This is a genomic window from Luteolibacter arcticus (assembly GCF_025950235.1).
Classification (GTDB): Bacteria; Verrucomicrobiota; Verrucomicrobiia; order Verrucomicrobiales; family Akkermansiaceae; genus Haloferula; species Haloferula arctica.
The window spans coordinates 161,608-176,643 of sequence record NZ_JAPDDT010000012.1; the positions used below are offsets into that span (position 1 = coordinate 161,608).

General features: G+C 63.7%; 4 protein-coding genes. 3 read left to right on the forward strand and 1 reads right to left on the reverse strand.

All coding sequences use genetic code 11. The features are described from left to right. Positions 1-74 precede the first annotated feature (74 nt). Positions 75-7,889 (forward strand): Calx-beta domain-containing protein, encoded by a 7,815-nt coding sequence (locus OKA05_RS21720; RefSeq protein ID WP_264489297.1) that lies wholly within the window; start codon positions 75-77, stop codon positions 7,887-7,889. On the opposite strand, the gene OKA05_RS21725 is transcribed toward OKA05_RS21720, so the two are convergent. Next, a complete protein-coding gene (locus OKA05_RS21725) occupies positions 7,886-10,723 on the reverse strand; it encodes a two-partner secretion domain-containing protein (RefSeq protein WP_264489298.1) in 2,838 nt (945 codons plus the stop codon). The two genes, OKA05_RS21720 and OKA05_RS21725, sit on opposite strands and share 4 nt — an antisense overlap. A 195-nt stretch (positions 10,724-10,918) precedes the next feature. Between OKA05_RS21725 and OKA05_RS21730 the strand changes: the two genes are divergently transcribed. Further along, complete coding sequence (locus OKA05_RS21730) at positions 10,919-12,712, forward strand: ShlB/FhaC/HecB family hemolysin secretion/activation protein (protein WP_264489299.1); 1,794 nt, start codon at positions 10,919-10,921, stop codon at positions 12,710-12,712. Positions 12,713-12,715: 3 nt separating this feature from the next. Next, positions 12,716-15,034: a CHAT domain-containing protein gene (locus tag OKA05_RS21735; RefSeq protein ID WP_264489300.1), complete on the forward strand. Its 2,319-nt coding sequence runs from the start codon at positions 12,716-12,718 to the stop codon at positions 15,032-15,034. Positions 15,035-15,036: the final 2 nt, after the last annotated feature.

The following is a 15,036-nucleotide window of genomic DNA, read 5'->3' on the forward strand; positions in this document are numbered from 1 at the left end:
TAGTCATGACTGCCCTCCCCGAAAAATCGGCCCATGGCCGAGACGGCGCGCGTGCGCCCATGCCCCCCCCGCCCATGCCCCCCCCCACTCCTCAAGCCCCGCGTGAAATCCGGCGCGGCCTGCTGTCCCGGATCTTGCGGCTTGCGCTCTTCCTGATGATGCCCGTGATGGTGGGAGGCGTATTGTGCGCGGCCCCGGCGAATGACAAATTCACGAGCGCAGTGACGCTCAACCCGACGGCGCAGGGGGTGACGATCACTTCGAACAACTTCCTGGGCACGGTGGAGGAGGGGGAGTTTTGCCCGGAGGACATGGGCTCGCCGGCGCGGTCGGTGTGGTATCGCTTCGTCTCTCCGGCGGGAGGCACGAGGATCGAGCTGAACACGAACGGCAGTGACTTCGACACGAAGATCAGCCTCTACCGCGGAACTGCGACGGCAGGCGTTGCGGGGGTGGGGGCTGTGATTGGCGATGATGATGGTGGGGAGGGATTCTGCAGCGAGTTGGTGTACACCATTCCAGCGGGAGATCTCTCGGACTATTTCATCGCGATCGATGGCAAGGACGGGGACATGGGGAATTTCAGGCTGAACCTGAATCCGGTGGGAACCGAGGAGCCTGACTCGCCGCCGGAGAATGATCGTCTGGCGGATGCTTTCAGCCTGTCGTTCCAGGACGGCTATGCGTATGATTCGGGATACCATCCGTATGCCACGGTCGAGACGGGCGAGTTTGCCAATCCGGGATTGCCGGCGCCGGTGAGGTCGGTGTGGTACCGGATTCCATCGCCGCCGCAGGGAGCATCTTACACGGTGGTGGCCGGCAAACGTTACAGCCTGGCCGATGCGGTGATTTCGGTGTACCGAGGGAATGCGAGCGCGGGAGTGGCATCGCTGACGCCCGTGACGGGGAATGACAACTGGCAGGGGAACGTGTGGAGCCGCGCCAGCTTTGCCGTCTCCGGGCCGAGTGGGCAGGACTACTTCATCGCCGTGAGCACCAAGGTCGCGACCGCGGGGTGGGTGTATCTGGATGTTTTCTCTGCGCCGGAGAACGACAATCTGGCGGCGGCCCAAACGCTCGAGCAGCTAGACTTGACGGTAGAGGGCCGCAATATCGAGGCGACGGTGGAAGCGGGGGAGCTTTCCCCTGCGGGGCTCCCGGCAGCGGCCCGGACGGTGTGGTACCGGTTGCCGGCGCCAGCAACTGCGAGGCGTTTCCGGCTGACCACTTCCGGCAGCGAATTCGATCCCGTGGTATCAGCTTATAGGGGCAGCGCGGTGGGAGGCGTGGGACAACTGGTGCCGGTGACGGGCGACAATGACTCGGGCGACGGCTTGGAAAGCCGCGTGGAGTTCGTGGTGACCGGCGCCGGCAATGTCGACTACTTCATTGCGGTCGGAGGCGTGGGAGGTGCGTCGGGGTCCTTCAATTTGAATCTCGTTGCAACGCCTGAGAACGACCATCTCGCCGCGGCCTCGGTCGTCGATCTCAAGGATGGATATGACTCCTTCTCTTCAAACAATACCTTGGCGACGTGGCAGGCTGGAGAATCCCCCTATTCCGGGCTGGGATCGGCGACGCGGTCGGTGTGGTATCGCATCCCGGCCGCACCGGGCGGAATGACCATCCAGGTGGATGCTGAATCCGACGCGTTCGACACGAACCTGTCGGTTTACCGAGGCAGCGCAAGCGCGACGGTATCGCAACTCGTGCCGGTGACGGGTGACAATGACTCGGGCGATGGGACGGATAGTCGTGTTAGCTTCATGGTCCCCGAGGGGAACACTCTCGACTACTACTTTGCGGTGGACTCCGCCGACGGGAGGTCGGGGTCATTGCAATGCGAGTTCCGGAGGAATTCTCCTTGGAACAACCGGCTTGCGGAAGCGATATTGCTGGGGCCCGGCGGTGCGGGAATGGAGGTGAGCGGGAACAATTACTCCGCGACCAAGGAGCCGGGTGAATTCGTGCCGGCGGTACTGGCTTCAAAGGGGCCTAACAAGTCGGTGTGGTACCGGATCCAGGCGCCCCCGGGGAACAGTTATCACACGGTGGATGTGAGGGGGTATTGGACGTCGGACAATCTGATCCTTTCGGTTTACCGGGGGACCGCCGCCGGAGGAGTCGCCACATTGCAACCGGTCGCTGGGAATGACGATTACGGTTCCATCTGGAATAGCCGCGTGACCTTCAGTGTCCCGGCATCCAACACCCTCGATTATTTCATCGCGGTGGACGGTTACCAGGGGATGGCCCTGAACTTCGAATTGTCCCTGGCGAGTTCTCCTTCGAATGACCATCTTAGAAACGCGAGCAGGTTGGCAGGCTATGGCAGCTTCCAGGTGTCGAATGCGCTGGCGTCGATCGAAGGGGGCGAGTCTTCCCATGCGTCCTTGCCGTCGCCGACGGCTTCAGTGTGGTATCGCATACCCGCGCCAGCGGCGGGGACGCCATTCACGATCGGCTGCACTGAAGACAGCTACGCTCCGATGGTGTCGGTGTTCCGCGGGCCGGCTGGGGCGGGATTTGCGCAGCTGGTGCCGGTGGCGGGGTGGCACCAGGAGGAAGTGAGCTTTGTGGTGCCGGCGGGACCGGCGCAGGACTACTACCTGGCGGTGGATGGCTACATGGGGGAGACGGGGACGGCGACGATGTACCTGGCCGCGACTCCGCACCAGTCGACGGTGAATGGTTCGCCGGCGGGGGTGTTTCCGGCGAGCAGCCCGACTCCGATGGAGATGTTCGAAGGGGGCGCGGATGCCTTCGACCTGGATGGGTGTTCGGTGCTTTTCATGCCGTATCAGGTGCAGGTGGGCGGATTTCCGGAAACCCACTATCGCTATACCACGGCGCGGATGCGGGAACTTCCGGAGGATCTGTCGAAGGTCAAGCCGCTGGAAGATTACTCCGGTAATACGGATGCCCTAAAGACGCTACCGGCGGGCTTCAAGATTTTTGGCGAGGTCCCTGCCCAGGTGGATCCTGATGAGGAAGTAGCGGTCATTCGCTTCCGGAGCAGCGGGGGCGATCTCCTGGTGCCGGAGATCCGGGTGCTGGGCGGCTTCGAGCTCAATAATTCCATCAGCCGGACCCGGGTGAAGACCGTGCCGGGAAAGACCACGGTGCAGTTCGACTACGGCCTCGGGCGAAGTGTCGAGAGCGGCTCCGGAGGGCATGACGGGATCTGCCAAGTGGAGTTGTTTGCAAACGGCTGGATCCGCCTTTCCTACCTAGGGACGACCTTCAAGGGGGGTAAGGTGGGGCTTTTCAATGGCTATGAGCCGGACGACGAGAGGGATTTCTCGGCGTCGCAACTGGTGATGAAGGATGTGGTGGTGGCGGAGAATGCGGGCAATGCGGTGTTGCAGGCGCGGCGTCCGGCGACGGCGGGAACGGCGCTGGAGCTGCGGGTGACAGCGATCGGTGGGAGCGCGATCGCGGGCTCGGATTTTTCCGCGCCTGCGGAGGTGGCGGTGATTCCGGCGGGGAGCACCACGGTGTCGGTGACCATTCCGCTGATCGCGGATGCGATGGCGGAGAGCGAAGAATACTTCACGCTGCGGGTGGCGGCAGTGGGGCAGCCGGAGTGGGTGCTGGGCGAGGCGCGGGTGTGGATCACGGATGCGACGGCGGCGCAGCCGGGAGGGGTGCCGCGGGTGAGCCTGGCGGGCAATCGCCTGAAGATCACGCCGCCGGGAGGGAGCGCGGCGGGGATCACGGGATTCCGGATCGTGTCGATCGAGGGCGGGACGCTGTCCGTGCCGGGATCGGGGACGGTATTGGCACCGGGCGCGATCATTACGCTGCCTACGGGTGCGGCGGGTCTGATGGCGTCCTCGCCGGGGATGAAGGTGAAGGTGGAGGCGGTCACGGGCACGGGGACGACGCTGGGGTCCACGACGATGGATCTGGATGGGAATGCAAGCGGCCCGGTGATCGGGTTTTCCCGGCAGACCGTGGACGTGAAGGAAGGGGAGATCGCCCAACTGGTGGTGACGGCCACCCAGCCGGGGGCGACGGTGGCGTGCGAGGTGGCGAGCGTGACAACCGGTTCTGCGGCGGGGCCTGCGGATTATTTGTTCCGGCGGCAGACGTTGCAGTTCCACGAGGGCCGGGCGTCGATTGCCATTCCGATCCTGGCGGACGGGATGAAGGAGGGGACGAATGGGATCGAGGAATTCGAGGTGCTGCTTGTGAATCCGTCGTCGGGTGCGGTGCTGGGGCCTGCCTCGGTGGCGAAGGTAAGGATCGCGGATGCGACGGGGCCGATGCGGACGCCGCTGACGCAGCGCTTCGTGACGATGACTCCGTCCGGGAAGAGCTTGCGGTTGGCACTGGATCCGGAGGAATTCGGGGAGGAGCATCTTGGCAAGGTCTGGCGCTTCACCGGGGAGCCGGCGTGGCGTGCCAGCGGGACCAATGCGTGGAACGTCCGCAAGGGGCTGCACCGCGTCCAATTCCGGGCACCCGCGGGCATTGGAGTCGAGCAATTCGAGGATTCGAATCCTGAGTTCAGGCAGGGGTTCGACGTGTTCATGGCGCCGCCGTTTTATGTGGACCAAGGGATGTCCAGCCCCTTGTATGCGCTGGATGTCGCTTGGCAGGATTTCTTTCCGGAGATGTATCAATGGGAGGATGGGGACCTGCCGGTGTCGCCCGATGGCTTCCTGAAGGTGACCTTCAGTCCGGCGGCACCCGCGACCGGGCGGTGGCGCTTGCTGGGTGAGGATGATGGTGATTGGCGGATCTCGGGGGCTACGGCGACGCTGCCGGAAGGGAAGCACTTGATCGAATTCAAGGACGGACTGTCCGGCTATATGGCACCGGCCCTGCGTCCGGTGGAGGTGCTGGGCGGGGAGACGGCGAGCGTGACGACCGCGTATCGCACGCGGCCTGGGACTGCGGCGCTGCCGACGGTGGTGGCAGATGCGAGCCTGAAGACCTCGACGACTTCGATCCCGGATTTCCAGGCCATCCCGATCCAGGAGCAGCGGGGGACTTTTTCGGTGTCCTTTGAGTTTTCGCCGCAGGCGGATTCGAGCGGCGACCTGGACACGCTGGTGGGCCTGTCGGCGAACAAGGTGACGAACTTCAGCCAGATGTCCGCGGTGATGAGGACGCATTCCGACCAGAACTACTTCGAGGGATGGGAGGAGGCGCTGGGCACGAGCCCGAAATTCACGGCGGCGACTCCGAGGCTGACGGTCGAGTCGGGGAAGTGGTACTTCGTGGAATTCCTGGTGGATGTGGCGGGCGCGAAGTACGATCTGGTGGTGACGCCGCCGGATGGTCCGGCGGTGACGGTGCTGAGTTCGGCGAGCTTTCGCGTGGCATCGGCCGGTGCCACGCCGGCGAGCGAGCTGCGGTACCTGGTGACGCACTCGGAGGATGGCAGCCACCGGTTGCGGAACCTGCGGGTGGAGCCCTGGACTCCGACGAAGCCTTCGTGGTGGACGCGTGAGTTTCCGGCCCAGACCGGGGACTTCAATCTGGCACTGACGGTCAACGGGCTTTTCAGCGTGGAGGATGACGTGGGCTATTTCTACGCGGATCTGGGGCTGTCGGATGGAAAGATCGCCCCGGACGTGGAGCTTGAACAGATCGAGATCAAGCTTCCGCTTTCTGGCGATATCTACCTGAGCAAGGTCGAGCTCTCGCTGCAGGTGGATCTGGCGAATCACACGTATACGATTTCAAACTTGAAAGGGGATGAATCGGTGAGCGGGACCTTGCCCGCGTCATTTACGCGGGCGGATCGCTTGCATGTGCGGGCCAGCTATGATGACGGGGAGCCGATCGAGGCGGTGATCGACATGTCCCTGCCGCCGCATGCGGTGGCGCCGTCGGGGAATGTGAGTGCGAATTATGTGCCGGAGAATTGGCTGCACATCCCGATCGATCCACAGGGGGAGACGTCGCGATTTTCCTTCGAGTGCGATGTGACGACGAACGGGGAGAGGGTGGGCACGGGGGACCTGATCGACAGCATCGTCGGGCTGGGCGATGCGCGGGTGACGATCGCGAATGGCTGGCCGAATGTGCCGGTGACCTTGCGGGCGAAGCTGTCTTCCTCGGGCGTGGGGGTGTGGGACGCACACACGGGTGGCCCGGGCTCGAGCACCTTCAGCGCGCAGGGGTCAGCGCCGGTGGTAGATGGGCGGAGCTATCGTCTGAAGTTCGTGGTGGATATGACGACGAAGCGGTTCAGGGCCACGGTGCAGCCGGAGAACGGTCCGCCGGTGGTGATGACGGAGGATGCGCCTTTCCGGAAGGCCGGGGTGACGGAGATCCGCTATCTGATCCTGCGAAATGTGCAGGGGCGATTGGCGGTTTCCAATATCCGCGGGCCACTGCCGCATCCGGATGATGCACCGCTGGCCTTCACGGGGCAGATCGAGAGCGACCTGGGATTTGGCAGCGGGGTGGTGGTGGCGGATCATGCGGTGCTGACGACGGCGCGGCTGGTCTTCGATCCGGCGAAGCTGGCCTTCGTGCCGAAGGTGGTGTGGCGGCTCCCGGGGGGCGGTGGCACGGCGGTGCCGGACATCAATGAGCCGGCGAGCATCCTGCTGCTGACGGGCTATGCGCCGGTGCTGTTAGAAGCGAGTGCGGGGACGCCGGCGGCGGATGAGGTGGATCTGGCGGTGCTGGCTTTCCGGCCGATGACGCTGCCGGATCATGACAATGCGCCTGGGCAGGGGGGATACAGTGGCTTCGCGGTGGATCTGGGGACGGCGACGTGGGCGGGCCCGGGGCAGACGCGGGTGCTGACGTCCTTCCCGATGGCGGGGGTAGCGAAGGAGAATCACGGGCGGCTGCACCGGAGGGATGTGTCCTCGCCGACCTTCAGCACGCTTTCGACGACGCTGCGGCAGGTGGCGAGCGGGCTGGAGGTGCCGCCGGGATCGGAGGGGGCACCGCTGTTCGTGCGGCAGGCAGACTTGAGTTATGTGCCGGCGGCGATTTGTGTGGGAGCGGCCTCCGGCCAGCCCCGGTTCCGTGCGATCGACGAGTCGGTGGCGAGCGCTATCTATCAGGCCAATGAGTTCCAGCGCCTACTGAGCAGCACCCAGGAGCTGATCAAGGGGGGCGTGTATTATATCGAGTCAAAGCTGGCGGGTACGCTGGACGCGAACCGCGGGCACATCTTTTCGGAGTCGCTTCCGCGAGAGGCCAAATGGGAGGTGGTCAATGGACGCTACAGCAACGATCCTCCGCTGGTTTTGTCCGGCTTGGATACGGCGAGCGTACCTGGGGGGGAATTTGTTGTGACCTTCAGGAGGCCGCCGGAAGGCTTCGTGTTCAATGAGGAGATCGAGTTCGATTCGGAGAATGCCGACGATCCGGATGAATGGCGCAAGCTGGAGTCCTGGGTGGGCCGGGACGACGAGTGGTATCTGCCGGAGGTATACGTTCGCGAGCCGGCGGCGAAATACACCAATTGGGTAGCCACCTACTTCCGTGATGCCGAGCAGGAGGATCCGGCGGTGACGGCTCCCAATTCACGAAGCACCTTCCTGGGGGTGGAGAACGTGATGGCCTATGCGTTTGGCTTCGATCCGGGCGAGCAGTTGACGTGGGCGTGCGATCCCAGCGGCCTGAAGCCGGGGTATCCCATCCTGCGCCGCGGGGCCGACGGCCGGAACTATATGGAGTTCCTGCGGCGGAAGGATGACAGCCTGCGCTACATTGTGGAATCCTGCGAGAACCTCTCGGGGCCGTGGCCATGGCCATGGACTTTTGAAGCCGGGTGGCCTCATGTTGGGACTTCGATCCTGACCGGCGATTCGTCGGATCCCTGGCAGCATGTCCGGATTCCGCTGGACGAACTCGGGCCGGGTGCCGCCCGCGGGTTTTTCCGGGTCAGGGTCGAGTTCGACAACTAATCGGTGCGATGAAGTCGCAGCGAGGGAAGATAGCCTCCCGGTAGTCTGGCAGCTCCACCGCGTCCGGAGCGTATGAAGCTGCCGGGCGCGCTACCGCCATTGGCGTCGATCCAATCGGTACACTCGGGCTGCAAGGAATCGGTCACATCGATGGGTGCGATTTCCAACTGACCCTCGGCACCGGAGAGTGCGGCCTGTGAGTCAATGCTAACTTGTCCATCCGCGGCGAACTGTGACGACGCGGTCACGGTCGACTGGTTGGAGAGGAAGCTTGCGGAACCGATCTGGATACTCCCGCCATCGCCTCTTTCGGCATTGGCGCTGACGCGGGAGTGGTCCAATAGCACGTTCCACGCCTTGCTGATGACGATGTCGCCGCCTTCGTTGTCGGCCTCCGCGACGATTTCGGCATTCCGGAAGTCCAGCAAACTTCCGCCCTCGATTCGCAGCTCGCCGGCGTTACCCGCCGCGGACGAAACTTCGATGCGACCGCCATCCACGATGAGACGAGTCGGATCCAGGATCACGCTGCCTGCAAATCCACCGTTGGGGGCGGGGGAGCGGTTGGTGCTGCTGATGGAAGCTCCATTGAGGATGCGGATGTTCCGCCCGCTGACGTAGACATCGCCGCCTGTCCCGCTGCCGGCTCCGATGGTGGCGGCGGCAATTCCAGATTCACCGGTGAACAGGAATGGCGTCTCCGTTCCGACGCCGGAGGCATATAGCTGGCGAACGTTGACGCGGACGGATCCGGCATCGCCACTGCCACGGCTGCTTGCCGTGATTTGCGCGCCGTTCAAGAGCCGGATCGAACCGGCGTTGACCTTCACGTTGGCACCCCTGCCGCCGTTGTCGGTCTCCTCGTCGTCATCAGCGACGGTTCCGGCACCGATGCCGGTGAAATAATCGGACCCGCCCCGGTGTGCCTCGATCGATTTAGCCGTGACGGTGACGTCTCCGGAGTCGGAGTCTGAGAAGGTGGTCGCGTCAATGAATCCGCCGCGGAGCAAGCGGATCTCGCCATCCACCTGGACGTCGATAGCACCGACATCACCGGTGGAGTTCGGAGAACTTTTGTTAGAGATGCCGGTGATGAAGAAGTTCCGTGGCCGGATCGCTTCCTCGCCGGGCAGATAGTTCCTGCCGCCGGTGATTTTCAGCGAGGATGAGGTCACTTGGATCGAGCCGCTCGTGCCCGGTCCATTCGTGGAGGAGAAGATCCCTCCGCTGTTGGAGATCGAGATGTCGCCGGACGCATGCACCAGGATTTTGCCTCCCTTTCCCGGCGAAGGAACGTTGTCATTGGGGGGCGCGTTGCCCGGCTTGGCGTCGATCACGGATTCAAGGCCCACCGACCGGTCTTCCTTCGCATTGACCGCTTGCTGCGGCCCGTCGATCCACAGGTGTTTCGTCTTGAGATCGATCAAGCCGCCTTGGGCGAAAGGACCGGCGAAGCTTTGGATCAGGCTGAATCCTTCGATCCGGGTGGTGCCCCCGGATTCGATGATGAGATCGCCGCCGGTGGCATCGCCGGTGGCCGAACTCTGTAACAAGCCGGAGTCGGAGAGCCACAGGCCTTTTCGGGCGTCCACGTGGATATCGCCTCCGCGGGAATCGCCGGCAAAGCTCACGACCGAACCAGATCCGCTGAGATGAATTCGGCCGGCTGCGCAAATCGAAATGTCCCCGCCCGTGGCCCCCGATGAAGCGTCTGAAATCACCGCGCTACCCCCTTGGATTAGCAAGTCGCTGCCAGCGGAAAGGTTGATCTTGGGGCCCGATCCAAGACCCTCAATGAAGCTCGATATCGTCGAGGAGTCTTCGAGCGTCAGGTTGCCCCCGGCGGTGACTTCGACCCTTCCCGCAAGGTCGCTGCCACGATGGGCATAGGCAATCTCGGAGTCGGAGATCGAGATGTCGCCCCCGGATTGCAGGAAAACGCCGCCCGGTTTGCTCCCGTCTCCGGATCCAGCGGTGAAGACGCTGTCGGAATGGATCTTCAAGTTTCCTCCGGCCCGCAGGGAGAGGGTGCTACCGGAGGCATTCGAGACAAACACATGGCTGAAGGTGATGTCTCCTGCCTGCGGGTGCTGGGCCCCGATGGGATGGATGGTGCCGTTCAAGGCGACTTCGCCGCAGTTCAAGGCTTGCAACGATACGTCTGTTCCCCGTCGGAACCGTGAGTCGATGGCTTCAATGGACTTGCCGACAGCGGAGAAGGAATTCTGCGAGAACGCGCTTCCAGTCCCGTAGTTCGCGAGCCGGAACTCGATGGCCCCTGGCGAGGTCGAAGGCAGGAAGCCGAAGCGCGACGGCGCCGCGCACGACAGGGTGAGGGCCCGGTCGCGCGAGGCCCAGAAGCGGCAGAGTTCGGCACCGGTTTTCGGATCGCAGAAGGAAAGGTAGTCGGCGGTGGTGGCGGTGAAGGCTCCCTTCACGTTGACGCTCGCACCTTGGCCGAACATGATCCCGCTGGGATTGATCAGATAGACGTCCGCGCCCTGGATGTCCGAGAGGATGGCGCCATTGATCTGCGAAGTGTGGCCGCCGGTAACGCGGGCAATGACATTCTTCAAGCCGGCGGGGCCGGTGAAGGTGGCCGAATAGCCGGAGTCGAGGCTGAACTGGTCGAAGCTGTGGAAGAGGTTCTTGCCGGCGGTGGTGCCGAGCGTGTGGGGAATCTGATAGTTCTTCCCGTTGATGGGGACGGGGGGCTTGATGTTTCCCGGGGTCATGGTCCCGTCGAACGTCACGTCGGCGGTGAGGGGGACGGTGGTCGCCGCGAGTGCGAGAATCGCCAGCCGGCCCAGCCCGTCCATGTTTTCGAGCGCCATAGTCCGCAGGCTCCCAGAACGGTGAAGTCAGGGCAATGTCAAACGAAGTGCGGTGACATGAATCGAATGTGGAAACGCGAGCGACATGCGTGAGGGCGATCGATGTCACAAAGTCCGGTGCGGATGCTCGCCGCGAGCTTGTCATGATTCCGCCAATGTGGTGGCATCAATGTTGCCCGCGCAGTCCCCCTCCCCGTGATCCTCCCTCGACCGTCATTTGCCGGTTTCGTCCCCCTTGGCCGGCTTGTCTTGGCCGGCATTCCGCTGGCGCTGGCAATGGCGATGCTCGGGCAAGAACCGGATTCCCCGGAGGTCGTCCCGGCTGGTGAAGGAGTGGCTGAGCCGGTACTGCCGCCGCCGGGTTCGTTGGATTTCCTCGCGCAGCCTGTGGATCCGCCTTCGGCTCCCTCGGTGTCGCTGGTGCCCAAGGAGGCCTACGTGTTGCCGCCGGTGGACGAGTATTTGCCTGCCCGCGCGACGGTCGTTCCCCTGGTGCGTGTCGACCGTGTGCGCTTCGAAGGAAATACGGCGATCGCGGATCGCGAGCTCGCGGCCGAGGTCGCCCCATTCATGGGAGGGGAGCTCAGCCCGGAGGATCTCGACCGCCTCTGCCATGGCTTGACGAGCCTTCATGTCGATCGCGGATATATCAACTCCGGCGCGACGGTTCCCGATCGTGCTGCACCGGATGGAACCCTAACGGTGCAGATCACGGAGGGGAAGGTCACGGACCTGATCGTGGAGGGAAACCACTCGCTGTCCGACGGCTATCTCGCGATGAAGATGATCGGCAGCGGCGGCGTGCCGCTGCATTTCCCGACGCTGCAGCGCCAGCTCCAGGTTCTCCAGGAGAACCCCAACATCGCGCGCATCAATGCGGAATTGAAGCCGGGGTTGGCGCCGGGCGAGGCCCTGATGGTGATGGACCTGGAGGAGCTGCCGCGGTGGGGATATGGGATGGACTTCCATAACCAGCGCAGTCCCTCGGTCGGCGGGGAACAAGCGGAGGTGTGGTTCGAGGACCGCAGCTTGACCGGATTCAGCGACAACCTGCGGGTGCGGCTCGGACTGTTTTCGGGGGAGCCGGAGGAACTCGACTTCGCCGGGCTGGGGAATACGTCGCTCTACTACCAGCGTCCGATTCTAGCCGACGATACCAGCCTGGTGATTGGCGGATCGAGGGAGGACTATTCGATCCTTGAGGAACCGTTCCGCGGCCTGGCGATCGATGGCGAGAGCTGGACCGTGACGGGAGGACTGCGGCATCCGCTCTACCGGTCGCTCAACGACGAGGTGTGGCTGTCGTTGCTGTTAGAAAAGAGCGAGGACAAGACGTTCGTGCTCGGCAGGCCGTTCACGGTCTCGCCCGGGTCGGTCGATGGAGAGCTCGACCTGACCCGGCTGTCGCTGGGGGCCGAGTGGACCCGGCGGACGCAGAGCTCGGTCTTGGCGGCGCGAACCGCGGTGACGGCAGGCATCGATGCCTTGGGCGCGACGCAGCAACCCAGCGAGCCCGATAGTGAATTTCTGCTTTGGTCGGCGGGCGTGCAGTATTCGAAGCGGCTCTCGAAGAGGGACGATGTCTTGGTGGTCCAAGCCGGCTTCCAGATGACGAATGACGCCTTGCCGCCGCCCGCGCAGTTCCGGATGGGAGGACGTTACACGGTGCGTGGATATCGGGAGAACTACATGGTGCGGGACCAGGGATTCTTTGCCGGCGTAGAGTATCAGATTCCATTGCGGACCGGCACGGCGGAATCGAACTGGAGCTTGTGGCTGGCACCGTTTGTCGATGGCGGCATGGGATGGGACCGGAAGGAATCCGACAGGGAGGCGCTCCTGTCCTGTGGCGTCGGCCTGCGAGGAACCGTGTCGGATTGGTTCGAGGGAGAGTTGTATTTCGGGCTTCCCTTGCGGAACCGCAGCGACCAAGACTCCGATCTTCAGGACCACGGGATTCACTTCCGGGTCGGCCTTGCCCGATTCTAGCATATGCTGACACGATGGGTCATCTTGGTGGCGATTGCCGGCCGGTTGCTAGCCGGCGAGGCCGATGAACTGGCGGCGCGTGGCGAATTCCGGAAGGCGGCCGACCTTTATTTGGAAACGGCGGAGGCTTCCATGAAGGGAGATCGCGGGATGGCAGCGGCGGCCTCATTGATGAATGCCGCCACGTGTCTGAAGATGAGCGGAGATGTCAGCGCTGCGGCGCTGCATGTCGAACGCGCCAGGCCTTTGCTTGGCAAGGAACCCCGGCGCGAAGTGTTGCTCGAGTGGTGGGCCTTGAAGGGCTCGGTCCTGTCGCTGGGCAAGCGCCCGGCAGGAGCGATCGTGCCATTAACCCAGGCACTGGACTTGGTCGATGCGAACTCCGATCCTTCCCTGGTGGTCGACATTCGCAACGACCTCGGCATCGCGCTGTCATCCGGCGGCGCGCATGAGGCAGCGCTCCAACAATTCGCGCAGGCGGCTGAGATTGCTCGGCAGCAGGGCGGGGGAGCTGGGCTGCTAAAGGCCCGCCAGAACCATCTGGTGGCGTCGTTTCAACTTTGGCAGGAGTGCGTGGAAGCGGTGCGGAAGATCGAAGAGGTCGACGGGTGGCCCGGGGCCGACGCGGTGCGTGCTGCGGCTTCCTTGAAGGTCCTCGAAGAGAGTCTGCAGGCGTCGATCGGAATCATCGACGGTAATGCCTTCGGTAATCTCGCGCTCCACTCCCGCTTGACCACCGCCATGGCGGCGCACCGCTGCGGCAAGGTTGCCACGGCGAACCAGTTGTATGCCGGGGCACTCTCGTTGGCGCGCGAGGCTGGCAACCCGCAGCTCGAGGCGTCGGCTCTGTTAGGACTGGCCGAGCAGTATGTGGGTGACCGTCGATTCGCCGAGACGCTGCGACTGCTCGACGCGACGCGAGCACTGGAGGGTGAACTCGACGAGGCCGACGTCGCCAAGCTGGAAGTCCTGACGGCCATCAGCCGTCACGCCATCGAACCCGGTGCCCAAGTCACGGGCGACGCGATCCGCCGGGCAGTTTCGTCCGTCGAAAATATCCGCAGCGATCTTGCTCGATCGCAATTGGTGTCCGATCTCGGACGAGGCTTCAGGGAATTCGCAGGCCGGCCTTATCTGCTCCTGGCCGATCATCTGTTGCGAGGGCCGTATGGTAGCGCGGAGGCGGAGGGCAAGGCGTTGCGCGAGGCCCGCGACGCGATGGAATCATTCCGAACATGGGAGGTGAACGACTTTTACCGGGACGACTGCGTGAACCTCGCGCTCTCCAAGGCACGCGATCTCGACCGGATCGGGGATGAGGAGGTGGCGGTGGTCTATGTGATCCCGCTGGAAGATCGGATCGAGCTGTTGATTGGTCACGACCGCGGCTTGCGGCGCTTCACCTCGCCGGTGGCCGGCGAGGAATTGCACGCCTCCGCCCGTCGCTTCCGGTATCATCTTGAGAACGATGGTGCCAAGTCCCGGCTCTTCCAGGAAGCGGGATGGCTGTACCGGCAATTGATCGATCCGGTGGTGGACCTGCTGCGCGAGCGCGGGGTGCGCCATCTCGTGTTCGTGCCGGACGGGGCCTTGGGCAACGTGCCTTTGGGGGCGCTTTACGACATGCGGAACAAGCGCTTCCTGCTGGAAGAGTTCTCGGTGTCGGTGGCGCCGAACTTGTCGCTGCTTGAACCCTCGGAGGCGAGCGCGGAGGTTTCGCCATTGTTCGCCGGCGGTCTCAGCGAGGCGGTCCAAGGGTTCCCTGCCATCCCCGGAGTGACGGGGGAACTTGAGCGGGTGTCGGACATGTATGCGACACGGCGGGTGCTGATGAACGGTGAGTTCACTTCGGAAGCGATCCGTGCCAGCCTGGTGGACACGCCTGCGGACATCGTCCATCTCGCGTCCCATGGCGAATTTCTCGGCCGTGCCGGGGGCTGCTTCCTGCTGACCCATGACGGTCGAATCACCCTCGACGATCTGGAGGTGATGATCCGCCCGCGCAAGTTTGTTGGAACGCCGGTGAATCTACTATGCCTGAGCGCGTGCCGTACCGCCGCCGGGGACGACCGGGCCGCGCTCGGCTTGGCGGGCGCGAGCGTGAAGTCCGGTGCGCGAAGCGTGCTGGCCACCCTGTGGTATGTGGAAGACCAGTCTGCGGCGGAGGTCATGACGGGATTCCATCGATACCTGCGCGATCACCCGAAAGGCCGGGCGAAGGCAGATGCGCTCAGGCACGCGCAACTCGAAGTCTTGCGACGGGACCGTGACGTCCATCCCTCGCGATGGGCGCCCTTCGTATTGGTGGGTTCTTGGCGATGACT